The organism is Paraburkholderia sp. SECH2, from assembly GCF_030464795.1.
GTDB classification, from domain to species: Bacteria; Pseudomonadota; Gammaproteobacteria; order Burkholderiales; family Burkholderiaceae; genus Paraburkholderia; species Paraburkholderia aspalathi.
Map to the genome: position 1 here is coordinate 11,801 of NZ_JALPRH010000037.1, position 22,091 is coordinate 33,891.

25 protein-coding genes are annotated in these 22,091 nt (G+C 58.3%); 23 read left to right on the forward strand and 2 right to left on the reverse strand.

All coding sequences use genetic code 11. The annotated features are described in order from the left end of the window. Nucleotides 1-437 precede the first annotated feature (437 nt). The 8 genes from M0D66_RS35050 (at nucleotide 438) to M0D66_RS35085 (ending at nucleotide 8,369) form a co-directional block, all read left to right on the forward strand. The gene (locus M0D66_RS35050) at nucleotides 438-1,844 is read left to right on the forward strand and encodes a replication initiation protein (protein WP_266212672.1); all 1,407 of its coding nucleotides are present in this window, start codon (nucleotides 438-440) and stop codon (nucleotides 1,842-1,844) included. 194 nt (nucleotides 1,845-2,038) lie between these two features. Next, on the forward strand, nucleotides 2,039-2,305 hold the full coding sequence (locus M0D66_RS35055; RefSeq protein ID WP_266212673.1) for an HU family DNA-binding protein: 267 nt from the start codon (nucleotides 2,039-2,041) through the stop codon (nucleotides 2,303-2,305). Beyond that, the gene (locus M0D66_RS35060; protein ID WP_266212674.1) at nucleotides 2,302-3,480 is read left to right on the forward strand and encodes a YhcG family protein; all 1,179 of its coding nucleotides are present in this window, start codon (nucleotides 2,302-2,304) and stop codon (nucleotides 3,478-3,480) included. Before M0D66_RS35055 ends, M0D66_RS35060 begins: the two co-directional genes overlap by 4 nt. Before the next feature lie 266 nt (nucleotides 3,481-3,746). Further along, entirely contained in the window at nucleotides 3,747-4,448 is a 702-nt protein-coding gene (gene mnmH, locus M0D66_RS35065; RefSeq protein ID WP_266212675.1) for a tRNA 2-selenouridine(34) synthase MnmH, read from the forward strand. A 585-nt stretch (nucleotides 4,449-5,033) separates the two neighbouring features. After that, complete coding sequence (locus M0D66_RS35070) at nucleotides 5,034-6,110, forward strand: hypothetical protein (RefSeq protein ID WP_266212676.1); 1,077 nt, start codon at nucleotides 5,034-5,036, stop codon at nucleotides 6,108-6,110. Nucleotides 6,111-6,410: 300 nt separating this feature from the next. After that, nucleotides 6,411-6,674 (forward strand): hypothetical protein, encoded by a 264-nt coding sequence (locus tag M0D66_RS35075; RefSeq protein WP_266212677.1) that lies wholly within the window; start codon nucleotides 6,411-6,413, stop codon nucleotides 6,672-6,674. Between the two features lie 14 nt (nucleotides 6,675-6,688). Continuing rightward, nucleotides 6,689-7,408 (forward strand): autoinducer binding domain-containing protein, encoded by a 720-nt coding sequence (locus M0D66_RS35080; RefSeq protein ID WP_266212678.1) that lies wholly within the window; start codon nucleotides 6,689-6,691, stop codon nucleotides 7,406-7,408. Beyond that, nucleotides 7,374-8,369 (forward strand): fatty acid desaturase, encoded by a 996-nt coding sequence (locus tag M0D66_RS35085; RefSeq protein WP_266212679.1) that lies wholly within the window; start codon nucleotides 7,374-7,376, stop codon nucleotides 8,367-8,369. Before M0D66_RS35080 ends, M0D66_RS35085 begins: the two co-directional genes overlap by 35 nt. A 66-nt stretch (nucleotides 8,370-8,435) precedes the next feature. Here the strand turns inward: M0D66_RS35085 and M0D66_RS35090 are convergent, their stop codons facing one another. Continuing rightward, nucleotides 8,436-8,723: an Arc family DNA-binding protein gene (locus M0D66_RS35090; protein WP_266212680.1), complete on the reverse strand. Its 288-nt coding sequence runs from the start codon at nucleotides 8,721-8,723 to the stop codon at nucleotides 8,436-8,438. A 435-nt stretch (nucleotides 8,724-9,158) separates the two neighbouring features. Between M0D66_RS35090 and M0D66_RS35095 the strand changes: the two genes are divergently transcribed. The 10 genes from M0D66_RS35095 (at nucleotide 9,159) to M0D66_RS35140 (ending at nucleotide 18,258) form a co-directional block, all read left to right on the forward strand. Beyond that, on the forward strand, nucleotides 9,159-9,542 hold the full coding sequence (locus tag M0D66_RS35095) for a mating pair formation protein (protein WP_266212681.1): 384 nt from the start codon (nucleotides 9,159-9,161) through the stop codon (nucleotides 9,540-9,542). A 14-nt stretch (nucleotides 9,543-9,556) separates the two neighbouring features. Beyond that, the gene (locus tag M0D66_RS35100) at nucleotides 9,557-9,841 is read left to right on the forward strand and encodes a VirB3 family type IV secretion system protein (protein WP_266212682.1); all 285 of its coding nucleotides are present in this window, start codon (nucleotides 9,557-9,559) and stop codon (nucleotides 9,839-9,841) included. A gap of 199 nt (nucleotides 9,842-10,040) precedes the next feature. Then, a complete protein-coding gene (locus tag M0D66_RS35105) occupies nucleotides 10,041-12,560 on the forward strand; it encodes a hypothetical protein (protein ID WP_266212683.1) in 2,520 nt (839 codons plus the stop codon). A gap of 21 nt (nucleotides 12,561-12,581) precedes the next feature. Further along, nucleotides 12,582-12,866: a hypothetical protein gene (locus M0D66_RS35110; RefSeq protein WP_200653566.1), complete on the forward strand. Its 285-nt coding sequence runs from the start codon at nucleotides 12,582-12,584 to the stop codon at nucleotides 12,864-12,866. Then, on the forward strand, nucleotides 12,863-13,513 hold the full coding sequence (locus tag M0D66_RS35115; RefSeq protein ID WP_266212685.1) for a type IV secretion system protein: 651 nt from the start codon (nucleotides 12,863-12,865) through the stop codon (nucleotides 13,511-13,513). Before M0D66_RS35110 ends, M0D66_RS35115 begins: the two co-directional genes overlap by 4 nt. A 625-nt stretch (nucleotides 13,514-14,138) precedes the next feature. Continuing rightward, entirely contained in the window at nucleotides 14,139-15,101 is a 963-nt protein-coding gene (locus M0D66_RS35120; RefSeq protein ID WP_266212702.1) for a type IV secretion system protein, read from the forward strand. Next, complete coding sequence (locus M0D66_RS35125) at nucleotides 15,095-15,802, forward strand: type IV secretion system protein (protein WP_091810190.1); 708 nt, start codon at nucleotides 15,095-15,097, stop codon at nucleotides 15,800-15,802. The genes M0D66_RS35120 and M0D66_RS35125 overlap by 7 nt, the downstream gene beginning before the upstream one ends. A gap of 1 nt (nucleotide 15,803) precedes the next feature. Next, nucleotides 15,804-16,214, forward strand: coding sequence for a TrbG/VirB9 family P-type conjugative transfer protein (locus M0D66_RS35130; RefSeq protein ID WP_266212686.1), 411 nt, complete (start codon nucleotides 15,804-15,806; stop codon nucleotides 16,212-16,214). A gap of 17 nt (nucleotides 16,215-16,231) precedes the next feature. Beyond that, nucleotides 16,232-17,008, forward strand: coding sequence for a TrbG/VirB9 family P-type conjugative transfer protein (locus M0D66_RS35135; RefSeq protein WP_266212687.1), 777 nt, complete (start codon nucleotides 16,232-16,234; stop codon nucleotides 17,006-17,008). Beyond that, nucleotides 17,005-18,258 carry a TrbI/VirB10 family protein gene (locus M0D66_RS35140; RefSeq protein ID WP_266212688.1) on the forward strand — a complete coding sequence of 418 codons (1,254 nt, stop codon included), beginning with the start codon at nucleotides 17,005-17,007 and terminating at the stop codon, nucleotides 18,256-18,258. Before M0D66_RS35135 ends, M0D66_RS35140 begins: the two co-directional genes overlap by 4 nt. Before the next feature lie 47 nt (nucleotides 18,259-18,305). On the opposite strand, the gene M0D66_RS35145 is transcribed toward M0D66_RS35140, so the two are convergent. After that, nucleotides 18,306-18,650, reverse strand: a complete 345-nt coding sequence (locus tag M0D66_RS35145; RefSeq protein ID WP_266212705.1) for a hypothetical protein — start codon at nucleotides 18,648-18,650, stop codon at nucleotides 18,306-18,308. Here M0D66_RS35145 and virB11 point away from each other — a divergent pair. The 5 genes from virB11 (at nucleotide 18,559) to M0D66_RS35170 (ending at nucleotide 22,090) form a co-directional block, all read left to right on the forward strand. Further along, nucleotides 18,559-19,530, forward strand: coding sequence for a P-type DNA transfer ATPase VirB11 (gene virB11, locus M0D66_RS35150; protein WP_266212703.1), 972 nt, complete (start codon nucleotides 18,559-18,561; stop codon nucleotides 19,528-19,530). The two genes, M0D66_RS35145 and virB11, sit on opposite strands and share 92 nt — an antisense overlap. Beyond that, the gene (locus M0D66_RS35155; protein WP_266212689.1) at nucleotides 19,517-20,287 is read left to right on the forward strand and encodes a lytic transglycosylase domain-containing protein; all 771 of its coding nucleotides are present in this window, start codon (nucleotides 19,517-19,519) and stop codon (nucleotides 20,285-20,287) included. The genes virB11 and M0D66_RS35155 overlap by 14 nt, the downstream gene beginning before the upstream one ends. Further along, complete coding sequence (locus M0D66_RS35160) at nucleotides 20,277-20,618, forward strand: hypothetical protein (RefSeq protein WP_007182899.1); 342 nt, start codon at nucleotides 20,277-20,279, stop codon at nucleotides 20,616-20,618. The genes M0D66_RS35155 and M0D66_RS35160 overlap by 11 nt, the downstream gene beginning before the upstream one ends. Continuing rightward, entirely contained in the window at nucleotides 20,615-21,268 is a 654-nt protein-coding gene (locus M0D66_RS35165; protein WP_266212691.1) for a hypothetical protein, read from the forward strand. Before M0D66_RS35160 ends, M0D66_RS35165 begins: the two co-directional genes overlap by 4 nt. Before the next feature lie 222 nt (nucleotides 21,269-21,490). Continuing rightward, nucleotides 21,491-22,090: a phospholipase D family protein gene (locus tag M0D66_RS35170; RefSeq protein WP_266212692.1), complete on the forward strand. Its 600-nt coding sequence runs from the start codon at nucleotides 21,491-21,493 to the stop codon at nucleotides 22,088-22,090. Nucleotide 22,091 lies beyond the last annotated feature (1 nt).

Here is a 22,091-nt window from a genome sequence, read left to right on the forward strand (position 1 = left end):
ATCAAACAAACCAACAAACCAACAGAGGCATGCGACTTAGTTTATTTTCAAACACTTAACCTTCAAAAGGTGAGGTTCGTTGTGACAAAGGTGAGGTCAGATGTGCACGAAGGTGAGTTTCGTTATGTCGGCAAGGTGAGGCCGGTTCCACACGAAGGTGAGGTCAGATGTGCGAGATTCGCTCGCGCGTACCAAGGTGAGGTTAGTTGTGCGTAGTCGCGCAGGATCTAACTCCAATCACACGGGGTAAGGGTTTGAGGGGAAATACGGTTCATCGTGGTGAGGTTGATTGTGCTGAGGTGAGGTTCATTGTGCATGGTAGATCAACTAAGCCGACAGACAGCCAGTACGATCGGATGATGGTGAGGTTGTATGTGTTGACAGCTCACCCACGAATGCTACATTTCCGAAAGCGAAAATGAAGAGCGGACGAGAATATGGCGGCGGAGGACAATCCGGAGGAAGGCAAGTCGAAGGTGACACCGCGACAGATGGCGCTCGCGCTGTTCGAGGACATGTTCGACTTGGGCTTGCCCATCAGCGAAGCCAATCGTGAAATCGGATACCAGCGTAACAACTTCTTCACACAAGTCGTTAACATGGGGCTGCCAGCTCGGCGCTTTCTTGACGCCGCGTATTTCATTGTCGCCCAGGAGCAGGAAGCACGAGACCAGTACGACGTTGAGCTGAACTACTTCAAGTGGTTAATGCGCTATGACAGCCGCAATCTCAAGCACTTGCGCACTATCGCGGAAGAAGCGCAAGACGCGAAAATCCAGGTTACCGATACACCGATCGATCGGGACCCCAACGAAAACGATCTGTGGGTATCAGTCCAGTTGATGGGCATGGTCGGCTTCCACAGGGGGCGCATTCGATTCGACGTGCACCCTCGGCTGGTCCCGCAAATCCGTGACCCAAAAAAATCCCACTGGTTGAGCCTACGCATATCGACGGCTTTTACACGCAGCCTAGCGCGCGCGATCTATGACCAGGTCCTCCCCAGTGTCCCAAATGGCCGAACCGAATGGATACCGCTGGAAGACATGCGAAATTGGCCCGGCAGAATGGGAGCGAACGCCGCCATCTTTAAATACTTCAAGCGCGACTGGCTAGAACCAGCTGTGCGTGAAATCAATGAGGTGTCGGACATCGAGCTGTCCTACGAGACCAGGACCGAGTCCAGCACGTCGAAAAAAATCGACCGTATAAGGTTCCTGCTCAAGCGCAAGGATACCGCCGACGCTGCGCTGGCCAGCTTGGCTGACGCCAGTCATCTGTACAAAATTCTCAAAGAAGAATTCAACCTGTCTACCAAGCAGTTTAGCGAGATTTCCGAGAACCGCGAAGTCTGGACCGATGCGCACATCCAGCAGGCTGTCGAATACACGCGATTCAAGCTCAATCGTGGACAGATAAAACGGAGTCCAGCCGGCTACCTGATGCGAGCCCTCCGCGATAACTGGAAGATGTCTGAAGCCGAGCGCAAGATGGTCGAGGTTCAGGCGAAGCTACTTACCGAAGAGACTGAAGCGGATGTCGTAAAAACCGAAACCCAGAGTTCGGTCGCACGCAGCCTCGCTTCGCGCGAAGAAGAAGTCCGTGCACGCATGAATGAGGAGTCGCGTAAGGGCCGCGAACACTTCAACGCGGCGGACGCAAAAACCCGCAGGGAACTGGTCCGCGCGTGGGTTGCGTCGAGGGAGGGCAAGCTGATGCTGCGTCGTATGAAGCTCGAGGCCGCAGCTGTAGTGGAGGAGGACATCGTTGCGAATACGGAACTGGTTTGGTACCTAGGGCAATTCGTATTTGGGCGCATGAATTCGTCTCGTTCATCGGCGTGAGTGTCTGCATGGGCATCTGCGCGTTTCCAAGCGGTCCGCGCTCACTACCTTTTTGAATCACCGGCAGCCTCTGGAATATCTGGGGCTAAAGGAAGCGTCCCGTTTGCGCGGATGCGGCGCCATGCGGTAGGGTGGGCGTAACCGGCGGCTGCGGTCCGCGGGAACGGTCCATTACGACTCGACAGGGATAAACGATGACTGAGCAGGAACTGGTTGATACGGTCGTCGCCGCGAAAAGTGAAAGCAAGATGGCGATCGACTTGCTTATCGATGCGGTGACCACTGCGGTGGCAGGGAGCGGAATCGTGCAACTGATCGGTTTCGGTTCGTTCTCGAGTGGTGAGCGCGCTCCGCGCGTGGGGCGTAGGCCGGCAAGCGGCAAAGCAATCCAGATTCCAGCTGCGAAGACGGCCAAGTTCACGGCCTGCAAGATGTTCGGGGAGGCGGTGAACGCGTCATGACGAAGTCCGACATCGCGGCAGCCGTTTATGCGGGCCTGCAACGCGAAATTGCTGACGTGGTGGAGTCCACGCGCGAAGCGACGGCCCGCAGTATCAACGCGTTGATGACGGCAACCTATTGGGAGATTGGCCGACGCATCGTGGAATTCGAGCAGGGTGGTGAGGGCCGGGCCGCTTACGGCGAAGCACTGATCAAGCGACTCGGCGCCGATCTGTCCCAGAGGTTCGGGCGAGGTTTCGGCTGGCGCAACCTTTCGCAGATGCGCGCGTTTTATCTGAGCAGACCGGCGGAGCAGATTTTGCAGACGCTGTCTGCAAAATCCCCGTCCTCAAAAATAGTCCCGACACTGTATGCAATTTCTGCCGGACGACACTTTTCTGAATCACCTGCGCGGAATTCTCCTGACCTGACCGCCGTGGCACAGGCGTTTCCCTTGCCTTGGTCGGCCTACGTGCGCCTGCTGTCGCTCAGGAATCCCGCGGCCCGCAGCTTCTACGAAGCCGAAGCGCTGCGCTGCGGCTGGTCAGTCCGGCAGCTTGATCGGCAGATCGGCAGTCAGTTCTACGAGCGCGTCGCCCTCTCGCACAACAAGGCGGCGATGCTGCGAAAGGCAGGGCAGGCCGATGCTGACGACGCTCCTACGCCTGAACAGGCCATTCGGGATCCGTTCGTGCTGGAGTTTCTGGACCTGAAGGACGAGTACTCGGAATCCGACCTCGAAGACGGCCTGATCCGTCATCTGACTGACTTCCTGTTGGAGCTTGGTGACGACTTCGCCTTTCTCGGTCGACAGCGACGGTTGCGGATCGACGACGCTTGGTTCAGGGTGGATCTGCTGTTTTTTCACCGGCGGCTCAGATGTCTCGTGGTGATCGACCTGAAGGTCGGCCGGTTCAGCTATGCAGATGCCGGACAGATGCACCTCTATCTGAACTACGCGCGTGAACACTGGATGAAGCCTGGTGAAAATCCGCCAGTAGGTCTGATTCTGTGTGCCGAGAAGGGCGCTGCCGAAGCGCACTATGCACTCGATAACCTACCGAACAAAATTCTCGCCTCGGAGTACCAAACCGTGCTGCCGGACGAGAAACTGATCGCGCATGAACTGGAGCGTACGCGGGCCGAACTGGACAGGCGTAGCGTCGACTCCGGACGATCACCTCAAGTCGACTGAGCCCGCGAGATGACGCCGCAAAAGTAGATCAAGGTGATTCTTTCAACGCAGATTCTCGGTGGTGGGCTTGTACTTTGCGGTTACGACAGACCTCTCTTTTGTTTTAGACGACGAGAGTGCCCTAAAGGATTCTTGAAGCCATGCGATATGCGCGACGGGCCTCAGTACACGCACATCACGGGCACGCAAATGTTCGAAGTGTTGAGGCTTGACAAAACGGCGTAAAGAACACGCGTTGCACGCCAACACTCAGACGGCAGGTGCGCATGTACCGATTCGAAGATTACGACCTCATCATCGACGCGCGCAGCGAACGCGAATACGCCGTGGATCACATCCCAGGGGCAATCAACCTACCCGTGGTCAGCAATGACGAATACGTTGAGGTCGGCACCCTGCATCGGACCGACAAAATTCGGGCATATCTGATCGGCGTGTCCTATTCGCTGAAAAACATTTCACGCCATCTTGATACAGTAATTGCGGGCCGTCCGCGTCATGGAAGGGTACTTGTCTATTGCTTTCGCGGCGGTAAGCGTAGTCGCCTTTGGTTCGATGCTCTCGATACGATCGGTTATAAGGTGGACCGTCTGCCTGGTGGCTGGAAGGGCTATCGACGTTGGGTAAACGAACAACTGGCAACGCGGCCGCGTGAGTTCTCGTATGTAGTCCTGTCAGGCTCGACTGGTTCTGGAAAGACTCGCTTGCTCAATCAACTCGAAGCCGCCGGCGCGCAGGTGTTGAATCTGGAGGCGCTCGCATCGCATCGGGGCTCAGTCATCGGTGCGATACCTGGCACGCCGCAGCCGACGCAGAAGTACTTCGATAGCCTGCTGCAACAGAAGCTTTGTGCCCTCTCGCCTAGTCGCCCGGTGTGGGTTGAAGCAGAGAGCAAAAAGATTGGAAACGTGCAGTTACCGCCAGCGTTGCTCGAAACGATGCATACGAAGGGTAAGCCTGTTGCGTGACTACGCCGATGGCCCAGCGAGTCCTATTGTGGCGAGAGGACTATCACCATTTCGAGCAAGATCCGGGCGCCTTCGTATCGCAGCTCGCCTCTCTACGGAGCTATGTCGGAGGCAAAGAGTTTGAGGTGTGGGAAGAAATGGCCAGATCACGGCAAATACCTGAGTTGTTTGAGCGAGTCATGGCCACGCACTACGATCCTGCTTATGCGCGTTCAACAAGGCGAAGTCATCCCTCACTTGCAGATGCACCAGTCATTGAATTGCAGGAACTGTCGCCAGACAGTCTCCGCGTCGTGGCACTTGCGCTCATTCAGCGCTTCGGCTAAACGGCTGTTATCTAAAGTTCATTCAAACGGTTTCATCGCCAATCACTCTCGCGATACGGGTGGGATAGGGCATATTTTCCACATAATCTATGCAATAAGCATAGACATCCAGAGAAATTTCCGGCTTGTAGCAGTAGGTACCTTTCTGCGTGTTTCCGTTTGTAACTGAATTGGTGGATGGGAAGGTAGGGCGAGTATGGTCATATCTTATGAATTGATCTAATCGGGACAGATTGACTGATTTGGATTGCTTCAAAATATGGCCACGACGATCGAAGACCGCATGATCTTGCTCCTGAATGAGCGGGCACGCCTCGCGCCACGTGAAGACAACAGGGCGAGTGGGGAACAACGTAGATCGTCCGGTTCTCTGCTCCTGCGGCCTGACCCTGGCCGGGGCTACATGGAGCGGCTGGCGGCGTACACCCGTATTTCCGTTCAGCGCTGGCGTAAGGTATTTCATCGCCGACAACGAGCCACGCCGGACATGATTGAGGCGCTGGCGCGTCTTTTCCCACACTATGCTTTCTGGCTTGTCACTGGCATTACAGACGCGGCCAATGGCCATGTTGCGCCGGACAACGCACAAACATTTCCGGAGCGTCTGTATGCGCAGTCAGATGGCGCATCCCAGTATTTCCGCAAATCGCTGATTCTATTTCGCCGACTGTTCGAAGAGTCGGGCGTCAATCTGGAAGATGACCATCAGCGCATGTATGCAGCGCAGCGCACTAGGCCGCTCGCTCACTGGCACGACAGCCCGCTTGTCGATGCGGCTTACCGGATATCTCAATCGACAGAGTACTACGAGCTGCGTGAGATCTGGATGTCCCGCGAGAAGTGCAGAGTCAATGACCTGAAACGCATTTGGCCAACATCGCCTGACGATCGGCCGCGGGTTCAGCCTGCCAAAGATGCAAAGGAACAGGCCCTTTCGTTTCCGGTACTGCGGGGCGATCTCCGCACAGCGCACCAGGACCACTGCGATCTTTATTACGTCCCGCGATCGCCCTGTCCAACGCGCTTCGCATTGAGCCTTCTAAACACGTTGCCGGCTGAGTTAACTGGCGAGGAGTTGGAGCGCCTGCAAACCTGGCTGAAGAGACTGCGGGACGATGACCTGTCTGTGTTCTTTCAGTATCTCGAGCATCACGGCATCGACCGAAAGTTAATTTTCCCGTCGGAGCCCGGAACCATACGATTCGCGTGGCTCGGAATGGCCGAGTCTGAGATAGACCGGTTCGTCAATTACGTGCGACGCCTGCGTTCGAGTCGACCGCGCGATTCATATCCAGCTCGGACGGGCGGAAGGTTGGCGTTGCACTCGGGTGCATGAGATTGCCCGGTGATTCGCCGGAGTGAAGATGATTTGTTGGATTGGGAACTATGAGCGACTGTATCAGCATTGTGTGTCCATCTTGTGGGGCCGATCACGGTGATGATGGATGGGAAGTCTTGCAAGAAAACGAAGTCCATCGGATGAGGTGCGAAGTGTGCCGCGCGGAATTTTTCGTTTCGATCTTCGAGTGCGAAAGATGTGTGGCAGACAATGTGATTTCGTCTCTGTCTGAGCAGGATGTCAAGGACAGGACGTGTCGTGCTTGTGGACATCGCCCTGAGATCGAAGGCGAGGATTATGAAGAACCTTGTCTATGAACGAGCCGTCAGCGCAGGTGTAGAGAAGGTGGGTATTCGTCTCTATCAGGTGCCCGGCGGTTTCATTGCAGAAAGGTATTTGATTCAGGGTGACGAATTGACGCTAGTTCAGATTTTGCCGGTTTCATCAAAAGGCGAGTTTGAAACGTTCGCGCTTTCGGACCCGCATCATTCGGTGATGCGGAAAATTTATATGGAAGTGCGAAACATTGTCTGGGTGGATGGGGTTGATGACGTAATCTAGACGGATAGATCGTAATGGAACTGAGCTTTGATGCCGTTATAAACGCAGCCGATGAATTGGAATTGATACCGCTTGTGAGGGACGCAATTCGATCGAAGGGCGCTGAATGGTTCGTGTTCGTTTCGTTGCATCCTACCGATCATTCAGCCAGTCGCTCCACCCATCGATTCCTGATCGGTTGTCGCCCCGAATGGTGTCAACTGTATAACGCGAACAGATGGTATCTGACGGACCCTTGTCTCGACTACGCGCGATCGAACACGGCGCCAGTTCTGGGCTCGGAGTTGCCAATTCGGACTACCGGGCAAAAACGGATGCTTGAGGTGGCCGCGGAACACGGGTTTCTCAGCACATTCCTCATCCCTGCGCACGCTAGCGAGAAAGGGCGGATTGGAGCTCTTTACCTTGGCTCGAGCACGAAGCGTGAGGAAGGTGAACCGAAGCTCAGGGAGGGGAGGGCATTTTTCCGGGCCTTGGCACTGGAGCTTCTCGATTGGTCATCACGAGCTGTGCGAGAAGATGCCATCAGAAAGTGCGGCCTTTCGCAGCTGGAGGTGCAGTTGATTGGCTTCGTGCGATCTGGCTTCAATGCAGGCGCAATCGCCGACGAGCTGAAGGTGTCTTCGACGACTGTCTACAGGCAGTTCCAGCGGATCAACGAAAAGATTGGCGTATCGCACATTACCGCGGCGGTCCGGTTTGCTGAAGAAAATGACATCTTTGCGCAACAGTAATGGCGGGTTCTGGCTGTCGACGCTATTACCAGCGACCGCGACGGCATTGTTCTATTATCGGCATCCTTGGCTGTATTTGCTGCTCCTGGTCGCGGTGGTCCCGGCCGCCGACGCGCTTATCGGCCAGGACGTGGGGGTCACAAACCAGAAGGCGAGCCAAGCGCCGAGCGTGCCTGTAGTTCCAGTCACTTACATTTGCGTGTGGGGCGCCGCGGTGCTTGTTGCCCTCGAAAGAGCGATGAGCGCGAGGCAGCTGGAGTTTGCCGGACTGGTGATTGCGTCCGGCATCGTAAGTGCTTTCGCGATGGCGCACATTCATGAGGTAATGCACAGGGGCGGGCGTCGGTTCAGGTTGATCTCCGACGTAGCGCTAGCAGTCGCTGGATACCCTCACTATCGAGTCGTACATCAACTCCACCACGGACACGTCGGCGATCCGCGATTTGGCTCAACGGCCCATATCGGCCTGTCGGTTTGGTGTCACGTTGGCCGCTCCTTTTTCTCGGCGCTGAGATCCGCAATCGCTTACGAGTTAGGTCAGATCCACAGTTGGAGGGAAAGCCGGCTCCTGCAGATCGTCCCGGTCAGCATAGCGGTAGTGGCTCTTTTCGCGTGGACTGGTGGGTGGCGTGGAGTCGTCTTCTACGTCGGGCAGGGCATAGTCTCCGTTTTTGTCGTAGAAGCGGTTGGCTACCTGCAGCACTATGGCTTGTGCGGTAGTACTGATGAATTGGGTAACCAGGTTGCGTGGGATATTAACTTCTGGTTGTCCAACCGGTTATTCGTAAATAACGGGCTTCACACCCACCACCATCTGGAGCAGACGCGCGCCTATGATCACCTGGTCCACGCCGGGAGAGCGCTTCCTGGTGGCTATCTGCACATGTTCGGCCTGGCATTAATTCCACCGCTATGGTTCTCGGTCATGAACCAAAGGCTGCCAGTCAAATGTCTAGCATAAAACACCGACGGCCGCAAGACTAAGCGAGTCTCTTGAATTCGTCACATCAACTGTTGGAAAGTGTCACTACGGTGTTGTTTTGGTAGTGCGCTTGCGTGCGGCAAGAACGAGCATGCGTTCGGCGAACATTGTTATCTCGTCTGGCGTCATGAGCTCGGCGAGAGACATTGTAGTAACGGTTTCGCGTAATTCGTCGACACCGATGCCCTTTGGGACGCTGAGTTGGGGGTAGGTCGACTCTAAACGAGCGACCAGCTCAGCGTTGAGTGGGCGCTGATTCTTTGCGGCGGATTCCTTCAACTGGTGGTAGAGGGACCACGGTAGCCGGAATTGTGAGCGGTAGCTGTCTTTCATAGTGACATTTGACACTATGGCGGCGCCGGAATATAGTGACAAGATGTCACTATATCGTAGTGACTAACAAGCACTGGAGGAGAGGGAATGGGTGACATCGTTCGCTCGCAGTGTCGACTTCCCCGAGAGCTAAACGAGTGGCTCATCGAGCGGGCAAAGCAGGAGGCGCGGTCGAAAAATGCGCAGCTGGTTGTTGAGCTTCGACTCGTCGGGCCGAACTGGAAGATGAGGCGGTCTGCAAGGGGTGGGCGTCGGATGCCCCACCCGCTTCGCCAACGTCGCGACAGGAGGAGGTGTCAGAAGGAGATTAAATTGGTTCGCACCGCGATCCGGCCAGGTTGTTGATAGCACCCGGAGAGCGATAAGAGCGGTTGGTGCCAGTGCTACCAACACTGGCACCAACCTGACCATTTCGCAACCCTGTGAGGACTAACTATGGCTACCGCCATTATAGGCGCGGTCACGCTTGCCCCTGCAATTCAGCATTTCTTGCTCCGCAAGACACCCTCGCTGACACGTTCGCAAACAAAATCGGCGGCCACGCTGACTCTGATGTTCGTTGCCGCAGTGTTCCCCGAATGCGCCTACGCAATGGATTACAGCACCTTCACAGGGTTGGCGCGTGATTTCGTCAGCTGGCTTTTCGTCGACGCCGGACCCTACCTTTTCATGGCCATTCTCGGAGTTTGCACGCTGGGTGTGCCGAAGGGCTGGGTTCCGATGAAGTCGGCCGTTATCGCGGTGATCGTGTCATTCGTCTTCTTCGCAATCCCCGCGATCGTTCGCTATGCCGCGACAACTGGCGCATCGCAGATCTGAGGTGAGGTGATGCCATGCGTGAAGTTCACGAAATCCCGAAAGGCATGGTGCAGCCGTGGATGATATGGGGCTGCCTGGCTGAACTGTTCCTCGGCTCATTCGTTTTACCCGCAGCTGTCTTCATGTTCCTCAAATGGTGGCCGGTGATGCTCGCCGTGCCCTTCCTGGTCATCGGCTCCTATCTGATTACCGCGAAAGACATGTTCGCGTTTTCGGTCGCGTACCAGAGCTTTGGCGCGACGGCGAAGCCACGTAGCCTCAAATACTGGGGCGGAGCCAAGACCTATGCGCCACGATAAATCTTCACGCTCTCGCCGGCGTGTGTCGTCTGTCTCGCAGCCGACGGACAATTTTCCGGCTCTGTCGATGTCGTCGCGCCGTGTGGGACACACGAACCTTTGGGCAGAGGGTGGCACTGGCAAGACGTTCTTCGTGACGGGGCTGCTCATGCGGGCGGGCGGCTCTCGCGGCCCGAAGCGATAGGAGGAGCACGTCACTATGTCTCTCTCCACCTTTCTCGACCGTCATTTCGGCGCGTCGCCATTCGTTCAGCGGAGCGAGTCAGACAAGGATGATGCAGCCGATCTGCACGCCTCGCGCGAACTTCCGTTTGGCCTGAACGCGTACTACAACGGCCATACGTTGCGCACGCTCGACAGTGGACTGGTGCAGATTGTGCGTCTCCAGGGCCTCTACGCGGAAATGCTCGATGACACCGGCGTCGATGCGTACAAGCATCAGCGGAACACCGCGCTGGAGTCCATCGCTGACAGCAACGTGGGCATCTACGTGTACGAGATCCGGCGCAAGGTCAACCGGTGGCCCGCCGGCAAGTATTCGAACTGGTTTCCGAATCTACTTAATGAAAAACTGAAAGCGCGATTTCAGACGCGGTCGTTGTATCAGCACGAAATCTATATTGCCGTCGTGCGCTACCGGCACTACAGCGGGGTAGTGGGGCGGCTCGATCGCGTATTCAATGCGTTCAATCCCTCCGGCACCAACGACAAACTTGAAACGGAGTCGAGACAGGCGCGTGACCTTGAAGAGAATGTCAATTCGCTGATGAAATCGCTGGCGCATTACGCGCCTCGCCGGCTGGGCCGCGTCGAAACGGAAATCGGACCCTGTTGTGAGATGGCGCGTTTCCTGCGTTATCTGCTCACGCAGGAAGATGGTCCCGTGCTGGCTGATTCATTCAACCTGGCCCAGGCGATCGCGAGCTCGTATCTGCATTTCGGCCGCAATCCGATCCTAGGGAAAGACGTTTTTGAGATCAACGGGCTCAACCACCGCCGCATCGGGCAGGTGCTCGCCATGTCACGCTGGCCCGATGGCGCAGTCGCCGGCATGGCTGACCGGTTCCAGCGTCTGCCCGCCGAACTGATCGTCACACAGAAGTTTTTCCCGATCGACAAACTTGACGCCAGCATGGCGACGTCGACAAGTGAGGCCCGACTGTCGCATGACCGGACGACTGCCGGTATGTCGGCGGAAATTACGGCACTGCGTATGCGACAGGCGGCTAACAAGGCAGTGCTCGGCACGCATCACATGAGCGTCCTCGTTCATGTGCCGGTCGAAGGGCGCTCGCAAGAGGCGGCGCTCAAGGCGCTTGAAGCGCTGGATGATGCCGTGGGTAAAACGGGCGAGTGCTTCAAGAGCTGGGGCGTGAAACCGGTTGTCGAGACGACCGGCATGGAGCGTGCCGTATGGTCGCAGATACCGGGTGCCAGAAAGCGGCACAACGGCCGGGTCGGCAAGGTCGAGGCGCTCCAGTTCGCTTCCTTTGCATCGCTGCACAGCTTTCCGCAAGGGCGTTTTGACGGAAACCTGTGGGGTGAATGCCTCATGGTTCTGCCAACTGAAGGTCAGACCGGCTACTACCTGAACTTTCATGAGGAACGCGCCGGGATGGTGCCTGGGCATGGCAATTTCGCGGCGAAAACGGGCGTGGGCAAGACGTTGTTTGTTGCGTTGGTCACCAGTCAGGCCGATAAGGTGGAGCCCCGGGTGCACTGGTTTGACCGTGAGAACGGCGCGACCGTGTTCATACAGGCAATGAACGGCGCCGATATCGTACTCAGCCTGTCACGCTCGCTTGGCAACCCCTGCAAGATGCCCGACACGGAACAGAACCGCGCGATGCTGCGCGAGCTGCTGCAGATGATGGCGACGTGCTATGGCTACACGCTCACTGTCGACGATATCGAACGCATTGCCACATCGGTTAATGACAACTTCGATGACAGCAAGACGAAGTTCGAGGACCGGCGCCTGCGGAATCTGGCCTGGCGTTTCGGCGCGAAGAATTCGGATCTGTATCGGGCGATTGCCGTGTGGCATGGCGATGGCGCGAATGCTGCAGTTTTCGACAACGAACACGACACGCTCGATGTGACAACGCATCGTCACTATCGCTACGAGATGCGGGAGCTGATGAAAGACAAGGAGGGAAGGCCAGAGCTTCCCATCCTGCTCAACTACCTGACGCACCGCATCGAGCAATCGCTTGATGGCTCGCCCGCGATCATCGTGTGGGACGAAGCCCAGACGTACATTCGCAATTCATTCTGGCAACAGAAGGTCGAGTTGTACCGCGAGACATTCCGTCGGCGCAACTGCGTAACGCTCTTCATTACGCCCGAGCCGAGCGCTCTCTATCGGCCGGTGGCGGCCGTCAAAAATCAGGCGGTGACGAGCTTCTATTTCGCGAATGACAAGGCTGATCGACGGGACTACGTCGATAACCTGGACTTTTCGCAGAGCGAGTTCGAATTCATCGAGCGCGCTGCGCCTACTGACTACAAGGTACTTATCAAGAAGGGCAGCGGAGTCAGTGTGCGCGCCTCGTTTGATATGTCGGACATGCCTGAGCTCGTGGCCGTGCTGTCGTCGAATGACAAGTCGGTTGAGCTGATGAACCGTGTCCGCGCCGAGTTGGGCACAACGGACCCGAGTCGATGGGTTCCAGTGTTCATGAGACGTGCGCTATCTGAACGGACGCACAACCTTTGAGTTGAGTGGTGAGGTGAACCTGTGATCGGACAGATTGCAATCGGTGTACTCGGTGCGGCGAGCATTTTCCTGTCGCAGGACCGACGCGAACACTGGCGTAAGTGGGCTTGTATCTGTGGGCTTGCAGGGCAACCTTTCTGGTTCTGGATGGCGTGGGAATCGCAGCAGTACGGCGTGCTCGCGCTTTGTTTTGTGTATGCGTGGTCGTGGTCGCGCGGCATCAGGCTGTACTGGATGGGCAAGCCAGGGAGCGCAGCGCGATTGGCGGAATCGACCTTACAACCGGAAGTGGAGGTGCAGAAATGAAAGGACCATTCGTAGCGGCCATCGCAGTGATGGCCATATCGACGTCAGCGTTCGCAACGGGCGTTCCGGTTGGCGATGCCGGGACCTGGACAGCGCTGGCCGCGCAACTCGCTCAGTTCAAGCAGGAATACGACACGCTCAAGCAGCAATACGGCGCGGTAACCGGGTCGTACGGGCGGGGTGGGCAGGGGCTGACCGATGCAATTGACGCGTCGTCCATTGTGCCGGGCAGCTGGCAGGACGTTGTATCGCAGCAGAAGAGCGGTATCTACGGCAGCCGACAGGCGACGTACGAAAAGGTGATGAACACGATGTCACCCGATGACTTCGCGGACAAGGGCGCGGGCGCGAACTACAAGATGAGTACCGACTCGGTTCGCTCGGCACTGGCCGGCGGAGAGTCGCTGTACGACGAGGCCCAAACCCACCTGCAGAACTTCCAAAGCCTTTCGCAGCAGGTCGACACGACCCAGAACGTAAAGGACGCCGCGGATCTGCAGAACCGCATGTCGGCTGAGCTGGGGATGGCCCAGTCCGCGCAAACGAAATTGCAGGCCATCAACGCGAATCTGACGGCGAACCAGCTCAACGAGAGTAACCAGGCCACCGCAGAGCGTGAGAAGTTTTTCAGCAACGTATTGAAGTGAGGATCGACATGCGAAGCGTCGTTTTTTATCTCCTGCTCGCCGGCGCTACGTGTCTGGCTGGCTGTGCACATTCCGGCGCGATATCGAAATCGCCGTGCGCGTGCGATTTTCATCCTATCGGGCAGCAGGCGTGACAGCGCGCCGTGGGCCTGCTGGCTCACGGGTGAAGAAACTGGAGAAAGGCATATGACGTGGACAGGCAAACTCAGTTGGTTCCTTCTCGCAATCGCAGTTGTTGGAAGCGGCGGATTGATCGTTTACGTCGTGCATACGAGCAGCACGGGAGGCGGCACTGTCGAACCCCCTGCGCAGACTGTGCCGACGTTCGAGCCGAAGACGGAAGCATATTACCTTGCGCATCGCGCTGAGATGAAAGCGCGCGAAGACGATTGCACAAACCGCGGCATTAGCCCCTTTGCTGACACCCCGGAAGCACGCGACTGCAACGCTGCCGCGGAGGCATCCAAGCAGATATTTTTTGGCCCAGGGAAGTGACATGGCTGATCCGGTAGATCAATTCATCCAGACATTGTTCGACAGCATCCCGTCGCGAACGGAATCGTTTCTGTCGACCAATTACCCGGTGCTGGGGCACGCAGTCACGCAACCGGCGCTCTACCTCGCGATGATCTGGGTGGCAGTGAAGGTAATCCGGGTTCATTCCGGGCGAGATCCTGCGGACGTGTGGCCTCTCGTGAGAATGCTTTTGACGATCATGTTCGTGTTCGCGGCATTGAACTGGGGCGGGCTTGCCGGACAGATTTTTCATTCATTCCAGGAACTGCGCGACGACACCGTAAATGCGTTGATGGGCGGGCAGTCCATGACGCAATACCTGGAGAACGCCTACAACAAGTTTTCCGATGCATCTGGCCAGATGATGAAGCAGTCGATGCTCAAGATCGGCATCGTGCTTCTTGGGCTTGTGTTGCAGATGGTCAATACAGCGATGGTCCTGGTCGCGCTTGTTCTGAAGGTCGGTTCTGACATGGGCTTTGCAGTCACGATGCTGCTCTTTCCGCTGTTCGTGCCGACGTTGATGTGGAACAGCACGCGTGGATTCGGCATGAGCTGGTTTGCGGCGATGGCGAAGTTTGCACTGGTCGGCATCCTGCTGGGCGTCATTGTGAAATTCAGCTTCGATATCACTGACCAGTTTGTATCGAAGATGGACCCCAACGCAATGACGGCGAACGATGCCTTTTCTGCAATCATCCTTGCAGGCGCCATCACACTTTTCATGGCCTTTACCATTCGCCCGCTGGCGTCCGCGCTGACATCGAGTGGTGCCGCCGGCAGCGGCATGGCGGACATGATCGGCGGCTTCATGATGTCCCAGATCATGTCGAAGTTTTCCGGCGGTGGGCGAGGCGGCGCCGGCGCAAATCCGGGCGCGGCGACTGCGCTGAACAGTATCAGCAACACCCAAACTGCTCACGGTAATCAGCTTGCCCGGATCGAGCGGGCGCTTTCCTCGGGCGGCGCTACGAGCCCTTCAAGCATGTCGAGCCCATCGGGTGCCGGTCAACCGGGCGGCCCTGGCGGCACAGCGCCGTCGAGCGGCACATCTGATGGAGGTCAATGGTGAGCGCGATTTTCCAGAAATCTTCCAAGGTTCGTCAGGCGGCAGCGCCTGACGCACCGCCAGCCGAATCCTATGAGGCGATTCGCTTATCCCGGAATCGCGCATATCTGCTCGCGTTGGTAGCGTGGCCGATCGCGGGCCTCGCACTGGCTTCAATGGCCTACGACAAGGCCAATCAGGAGTATGTGCCACCTGTGGTGCTGACTCTTGACAGAAACAACCACGTCGCAAAAAGCGAGATCGGCACACCTGCGGTGCTCAGCTCGAAGGATGCCGTGATCGAGAGCGAACTTGCCCGTTACGTGACTGAACGCTACACGCTGGATCGCGCGTTTCGCCAGGACCATATTGATTACGTCAGGCTGCATTCAGCATCGGACGTGGCAGACCGCTTCAATCACGAGATGGACGCGAAGAACAAGGACAACCCGTACTACGCGATCGCAGAGACGACGGTTCGTCGCGTGAAGGATCAGCGCATCCGCATTCTCGACCGTGACGACCACAAGGCCGAAGCAACCTTCACGACCTACAACGACGGCAACGGCGACAACAAGACGGTGTACTGGCATGTGCTGTTCCGCTACGACTTCGTGAAGCAGGCGCTAACGCCGCAGAACCGCTACATCAACGGTACGGGTTTCATGGTGACCGGCTTCGAGCCAAACACAGAGCCGGGTGCGCCGGCCCCATCTGGAGGTTGAGATGCGAACAGTCAGGAGTGCCTTGACGGCAGTAGCGATAGCAGTGGCGTTGTCGGCCGTGGCTCACGCAGTAACGGCTGCTGATCCGGTCCTGCGGGGAACGGAAGGCAATGTGCAGCGCCTGCCGTACATGCCGGACCAGATCTACGACCTGACAGTTGCTGACAGGACCTTGCTGGCGATTGACTTTCCGCGCGACGAACATATCAAGGCCATCGCGCAGAGCACGGCACCGGTCTTTCATGTTCAGCGAACGGGCGACACGCTGCAGGTGACGGCCGACAGGCCGGGCGAAAAGATGGGGCTGAATGTCACGACGACGCGCGGCACCTACCACCTGCAGATAGCGTCGATTGACGATGCATTGCAGGCCGCGCATATCGTGCATTTCGTGACGCCCTCGGCGTACTAACCAGGAGAGGGAACGACATGAAAACGATTCGCCACGGCATGCTGGCATGGTCAGTGGGTATTGCGTGCGCCGTTATGGGTGTGAATGCGCAAGCGGCCAAAAATCCGCGCTGCGTGATTACGGACAACCGGGTATGCCAGCTTCAGTTCGATCCGAATCAGGTCTACGAAATCACGGGCGTCTATGGTTACGCGACGACGATCGAATTCGCGCCTGGGGAAAAGATCCTCAACAAGGCGATCGGCGATTCAATCGGCTGGCAGGTCCTGAAGTTTCGCAATCATCTCGTGCTTAAGCCGGTCGAGCCGGATGCAAGAACCAATCTGACGGTCACGACCAGCAATCACGTCTATTACTTCCGGCTATCCAGTTCGAAGAATCCGGAACGAGCGACCTATGCGGTGCGCTTTATCTATCCGGCAGATGGAAACGATGGATGGAGAGACGATTCGGGCGGTATCTCCGACACATCCTATTCGCAGCCGCGCATGGTCAACAAGAATTATCAGGTGTCGGGTGACGAAAATTCGTTCGGTCTGCAGCGCGTTTTTGACGACGGGCAGTTCACTTACTTTCTGACCACGATCGGCAAGCCCAAGCCGAGCATTTATGTCGTTGACCGGGACGGCACCGAGGCGCTTGCGCCCATGCGCAGGGAAGGGCCATACCTGGTGATCGAGCAGATGGCTGACCGCTTTACGCTGCGCGATGGCGATCGCACCTTGTGTGTGAGCCGGTCGCAACAGGGTACGGCGACACAGGCGCAGCGCTCACCCTGGGGAGGCGGAAATTGAATACGCCTGATAACCCGAATGATCTGCCTCATGACGGCGGGCAGCCAGGGGGCGAGCCGGGCAACGTAGGCGACAGCCTGAACGAGCGTCGGCGCGCGGCTGATGCGCTGCGGCAGACGTCGCTCGCAGCCGATCCGGGGCGCGGCCGGCGTCAAACCTTTTTCACGGTCGCCGGCGCGATTCTGTTCCTGCTGTGTGCCGGTGGATTCTACGCGATGAAGCATGATGCGCCGGCGCCATCGGGCAGTTCCGACAAGCCGAAGATCGACGAAGACACGGCGAAGGCGGCGCCGCTGGATGCTGGCCGGCAGAAACTTCCGGCGTCGATGGCGGCAGCTGCGTCGGCACCAGCTGCAAGCTCGGGCGTCGATCCGGACGAAGCGCGACGGGCTGCGGAGCGTCAACGTCAGGCGGCCGCAGCAGCTGAGCAGGCACGCAGAAAAGCCGAGGCAATGCACGAGGCGCGGATGAAATCAGGCATCTTTGGTTCTGACACGGGAGCGGATGGCTCAGACGATGCAGGTGCCGCTTCCGCTGATGCTCAGCAGGGTGAGGCAGGCTTGGGCCGCCGTTCTGGCGGCGACGGTCAGAATGATCCGAATTCGGCCTTTGCGCGTAGCGTTGCGAGCGCCGACGACTCCACGTCCAAGGCGCAAAAGATCGACAACCTGCAATGCAAGATGGAGCCGGGGGCAATCCTCGAGGGCCACCTGGTGCCGCGCATTATCTCGGACCTGCCTGGTTCCATCACGATCATGCTGGATCGGGACGCTTATGGGGAGCAGGGCCGGATTCCGCTGCTGCCGTGGGGCACGCGTATTACAGGCAAACCGAATTCGTCTGTGCGCAAGGGGCAGGAACGAACCTTCATTGCAAGCGCCGTCGCCTTGCGTCCGGATGGCGTCAAGATCCATGTCGACTCACCGGTTGCCGATCAGCTCGGATCGGCGGGCATCGACGCCGAAGTTGATAACCACGTTGGCCAGATCCTCGGCATGAGCGCGGCGCTGTCGCTGCTCGGCGCGGGTTCATCGACCTACGGCGTGTCGTCGTCAGACCAGAACAACTCGATGGCGATGTACCGCGCGGGCGTGCAGCAGTCGATGGCGCAGTCTTCGCAGCAGCTGCTGGGCGGCTACGTCAACATCCCGCCGACACTCAAAAACGACCAGGGCACGCGCGTGCGCGTTCAGGTCGAACACGAGCTGGACTTCTCCGACTACTGCAAATCGGGCGACGGGGAGGAATGATGACAACGGATAACTCGCACGTTCAATGCGAAGTCGCCGCAGGCGAACTACGCCGCCAGCTGGACGACGCGGTTGCCGACGCGTTGCAGGCACAGATATTCAGGGATTTCGCCCGGGATGACGGACGGTATCTGATGCTCGCGCAGGCAAAGCTTAAGGCCGTTGCCCGCCAGTGTTTCGATGCGCAGGTGTGCCTCGATCGTCCGTCCGTGCAGCAGGCCGGCGCGGTGGCTCGCGCCGAACGCATCCGGGGGCGCTGACATGTCGATCGTGCCGGCATTCTTCAACCGCACCGAGTCCATCAGGCCGCTTTTCGATGACGCCGACGTTTCGGAGATCGCGGTGAATGGTCCAGGCATCGTCTGGGTGTCCAGGCGAGGTAAGCGCTTCATGGAGCGCGTGGACACGCCCGCACTTTCTGGAAGTACGTTGCGGGACTTTGCTGAACTGGTGGCGCATCACTCTGATCAGGAAACTGATGCTAAGCGCCCGCTGCTTGCGGCCTCGATCCCGTCGGAACTGACGGGAGCAGGCAATCGCGACTTCCGGATTCAGGTGGTCCAGCCGCCCGCAGTGCCGCCCGGCACGATCGCGATCGCGATCCGCAAACCGTCGACGCTCGACCTGACGATGCAGCACTACATCGACACGGGGGCCTTTGATCGGGTCAATGAGCCGTTGCCCGAAGCGGAGGACACGGCGAGGAAGCTGGCAATGCTGTACCGCGACGGGGACTGGCCGGCCTTCCTGCGGCTTGCGGTCCAGACCAAAAAGAACATTGTGGTGAGTGCTCCGACTTTCGCAGGCAAGACGGAGCTCATCAACATGCTCCTCAAGGAGATCTCGCCGCACGAACGGATCGTCACCATTCAGGATGCGCTCGAGCTACGGCCGCCGCAACAAAACGTTGTGCACCTGGTGTATTCGCGTGGCAATCAGGGCACGGCACAGGTAACGCCGGTTGAACTGATGGAAACGTCATTGCGGCTGTCGCCTGATCGTGTGATTCCGGGCGAACTGCGCGGCGCTGAAGCATACGTCGCGCTCGAAATGCTCAATTCCGGACACGGTGGGTGGATGACGACGCTGCACGCGACTAGCCCCGAGCACATGTTCGAACGGCTCGCGCAGATGGTCATGCGCTTCGGTTCGACCTTGCAGCGTGCCGAGATTATCGACTATGCCCGCAGTCTCATCGACGTCGTGGTGCAGATGCATCGTTATGACGATGGGGTGCGGGGAATCAGCAAGGTGCTCTATGTCCCGCATTAAATTGCCCTTCGCGCCTCTGGTGCTGAGTCTGATGCTGCTTTCCGCTCAAGCGTCACAAGCGGATATGCAGGTCGCGCCCCCACCGGTTGCATCCACCTTTGTCTCGCTGGCTCAGGAGTGCGCCCCTGATGTTCATCACGCGCTGTTGGGGCGCGTGGCGACAGTCGAGAGCAGCGGAAATCCGTTCGCGATCGGCGTCGTCGTCGGCCATCTTGCGCGACAGCCAAAGAACCTTCCGGAAGCGCTGGCCACCGTCAAGGCGCTCGACGCCGGCGGCTGGAATTACAGCATGGGTTTGGTGCAGGTCAACGTACACAATCTGGCGCGCTACGGACAGACCGCAGAGAGCATCTTCGAACCCTGCACGAACCTCAAGACCGGTGCTGCGATTCTTAAGGCGTGCTACGCCCGGGCGAAGCCGCAATTTGCGCAGGCTGATGACGCGGTACGTGCGGCGCTCTCCTGTTATTACAGCGGCGATCTGACGCGGGGCGCCGCCTATGCACAAAAGGTGGCGGCTGCCGTCCCGGCGTCCGGTGTGCAGGGGGCGCAGCCGATCGAGGTTGTTCCGGACGTTCGCCCTGCAGGTGGACCCGCACGACGCGCGGCGGCACGGCCGGAGCGCGCTGCAAAGTCTGCGACCAAAGACGACTGGTTCACGACCTATGGGGACGACGACGAAGACGGTCAGGTCAATGGCCAGAGCAGCGATTCGCGCAAGGCAGTAAAGGCGTCTGGAGCCGTCGATGACCAGTGACCAATTTCGCATGCTTGCTGCGGCTCTGGTGCTGGACGTCTATGCCGTCACGGCGGGCGTGGCGGCATCGCAATGGTGGCATCACCAGCCTGGGGCCGGAGTGCAATTCGCGTCGCTCATGGTGCCTATGTCTTTTTATCTGGTAGCCCGGCTGGTGCGGGAGAGCGGTGGCTGGGTCCTGCTGCCGCCCGTGCTTACCTTGATGTGGTTGGGTGCGGTGGCTGCGTCGCCGTTCTGTCTGTTGGGTCTGGCCGTGCGCAATACGTGGAGTGCCTGGCGATACATGAAGGGCGGGCGCAGCGCGCTTACTTGGAAAGGGGGTGGGGTATGACGATGAGAAACGGAGTCAGGCTGATGCTGGTCATGTCGGTGCTCGCTGCTGGCGGTCACGCCGGCATGGCCCGTGCCGATGACGACTACGGATGCCGCATGGTGATCTGTCTGGGCAACCCCTCATCGAATGGCGGACCGTGGGCGCCGTCTACCTGCGGGCCGGCAATGGATCATCTGATGGACGATCTCCGCCACGGGCGTGGCTGGCCGCAGTGTAAAGACTCGGACATGACCGTCCGTCAGAACAACACGCCGTACGATCCATGCCCTGCTGGCACAACGGCCGCGGCGGCTGGCGCCTGGGTGGCCGAAGGGCAACGTAAGGTCGGAGCTCGTCCGTACAGCGGCATGGGTGGTTTCGCACTTGTCGGAACGCCGAAGCCTTCCGTGGCGGATCTCAATAGCGGTTACGCGTATTACGGGCCGCAGGCCTGTGTGGGCAGCCAGGTCGGTGCGTATCAGGTGTATGGCGATCCCTCGGTCGATGCGTCAGCGGTGAGCTGGCGAAATGGGCGTGACGGTGGTGGCTACGACGGCGATCCAGTCACCGTCACGGTGTATGACCACATCGTCTGGCAGCAGCCGCAATCGTCGAATGCGGTCGACGTGTACGAGGCCGGCCAGTTCCAGACACGAATTCATTACTAACAGGGTGGCGGGGATGACTTACGCGGCAGCGCATGGCTGGACACGGGTTGGTCCGTATGAACTGGTTCATCCGACTGGATGGCGAATTGCCAGCTGCATTATTCAGGGTAAGCCTAGACACATTCTCTGGCACGGTGCCGAGACGCAGGGCAATTTTCCCAGTGTTGACGTCGCCGTCGCGAAGCACGTCGAGTTATTGGGTCAGGGCCGGTGAGGGCAAGGATGATCAAACTCCATCGTCCTCTCATGTCTGCGGTCGTCACGGCGGCGCTGACGGTCGTTGGCTTTCCCCTTCTGACGTACTCGAGCGGTGCCCAGGCCGCATGCGTAGCCCCTGACGGTCCCGCGATTGACACGGGTTTTTCGCCGGAAGGTTCTGCCGAACGTCTCGTACTTAAAGCCATTTGCACGGCCCGGCACTCTGTCCACCTGTCGGCGTACAGCTTCACTTCGCCGGCGATCGTGCAGGCGCTGATCGACGCGCATCGGCGCGGCGTTGACGTAGCGGTCGTTGCCGATCGGAAGAGCAATCTGGTTGAGGATCGCAGCTGCAAAGGCCGCATCGCACTTGATCTGCTGTCGGGTGCGGGCGTCGGCGTCCGGACGATCGACGTGTATCCGATCCATCACGACAAATTCATGGTGATCGACGGTGAATCAGTCGAGACGGGCAGCTTCAATTACACGACGTCGGCCGCCAGGTACAACAGCGAAAACGCTGTGGTGATGTGGCATGTGCCGGTGGTCGCACAAGCGTATCAGCAGCACTGGCAAAGCCGGTTTAACCAAGGGCGCCCCTGGTCCGGGCAGGCGTCGAACTGAC

Bases quoted from the DNA above. Each gene is read 5' to 3' on its own strand.
- M0D66_RS35050 (WP_266212672.1), top strand. From the start codon at position 438: ATGGCGGCGGAGGACAATCCGGAGGAAGGCAAGTCGAAGGTGACACCG.
- M0D66_RS35055 (WP_266212673.1), top strand. From the start codon at position 2,039: ATGACTGAGCAGGAACTGGTTGATACGGTCGTCGCCGCGAAAAGTGAA.
- M0D66_RS35060 (WP_266212674.1), top strand. From the start codon at position 2,302: ATGACGAAGTCCGACATCGCGGCAGCCGTTTATGCGGGCCTGCAACGC.
- mnmH (WP_266212675.1), top strand. From the start codon at position 3,747: ATGTACCGATTCGAAGATTACGACCTCATCATCGACGCGCGCAGCGAA.
- M0D66_RS35070 (WP_266212676.1), top strand. From the start codon at position 5,034: ATGGCCACGACGATCGAAGACCGCATGATCTTGCTCCTGAATGAGCGG.
- M0D66_RS35075 (WP_266212677.1), top strand. From the start codon at position 6,411: ATGAAGAACCTTGTCTATGAACGAGCCGTCAGCGCAGGTGTAGAGAAG.
- M0D66_RS35080 (WP_266212678.1), top strand. From the start codon at position 6,689: ATGGAACTGAGCTTTGATGCCGTTATAAACGCAGCCGATGAATTGGAA.
- M0D66_RS35090 (WP_266212680.1), bottom strand. From the start codon at position 8,723: ATGAAAGACAGCTACCGCTCACAATTCCGGCTACCGTGGTCCCTCTAC.
- M0D66_RS35095 (WP_266212681.1), top strand. From the start codon at position 9,159: ATGGCTACCGCCATTATAGGCGCGGTCACGCTTGCCCCTGCAATTCAG.
- M0D66_RS35100 (WP_266212682.1), top strand. From the start codon at position 9,557: ATGCGTGAAGTTCACGAAATCCCGAAAGGCATGGTGCAGCCGTGGATG.
- M0D66_RS35105 (WP_266212683.1), top strand. From the start codon at position 10,041: ATGTCTCTCTCCACCTTTCTCGACCGTCATTTCGGCGCGTCGCCATTC.
- M0D66_RS35115 (WP_266212685.1), top strand. From the start codon at position 12,863: ATGAAAGGACCATTCGTAGCGGCCATCGCAGTGATGGCCATATCGACG.
- M0D66_RS35120 (WP_266212702.1), top strand. From the start codon at position 14,139: ATGATCTGGGTGGCAGTGAAGGTAATCCGGGTTCATTCCGGGCGAGAT.
- M0D66_RS35125 (WP_091810190.1), top strand. From the start codon at position 15,095: ATGGTGAGCGCGATTTTCCAGAAATCTTCCAAGGTTCGTCAGGCGGCA.
- M0D66_RS35130 (WP_266212686.1), top strand. From the start codon at position 15,804: ATGCGAACAGTCAGGAGTGCCTTGACGGCAGTAGCGATAGCAGTGGCG.
- M0D66_RS35135 (WP_266212687.1), top strand. From the start codon at position 16,232: ATGAAAACGATTCGCCACGGCATGCTGGCATGGTCAGTGGGTATTGCG.
- M0D66_RS35145 (WP_266212705.1), bottom strand. From the start codon at position 18,650: ATGAAGCGCTTACCTCGCCTGGACACCCAGACGATGCCTGGACCATTC.
- M0D66_RS35155 (WP_266212689.1), top strand. From the start codon at position 19,517: ATGTCCCGCATTAAATTGCCCTTCGCGCCTCTGGTGCTGAGTCTGATG.
- M0D66_RS35160 (WP_007182899.1), top strand. From the start codon at position 20,277: ATGACCAGTGACCAATTTCGCATGCTTGCTGCGGCTCTGGTGCTGGAC.
- M0D66_RS35165 (WP_266212691.1), top strand. From the start codon at position 20,615: ATGACGATGAGAAACGGAGTCAGGCTGATGCTGGTCATGTCGGTGCTC.
- M0D66_RS35170 (WP_266212692.1), top strand. From the start codon at position 21,491: ATGATCAAACTCCATCGTCCTCTCATGTCTGCGGTCGTCACGGCGGCG.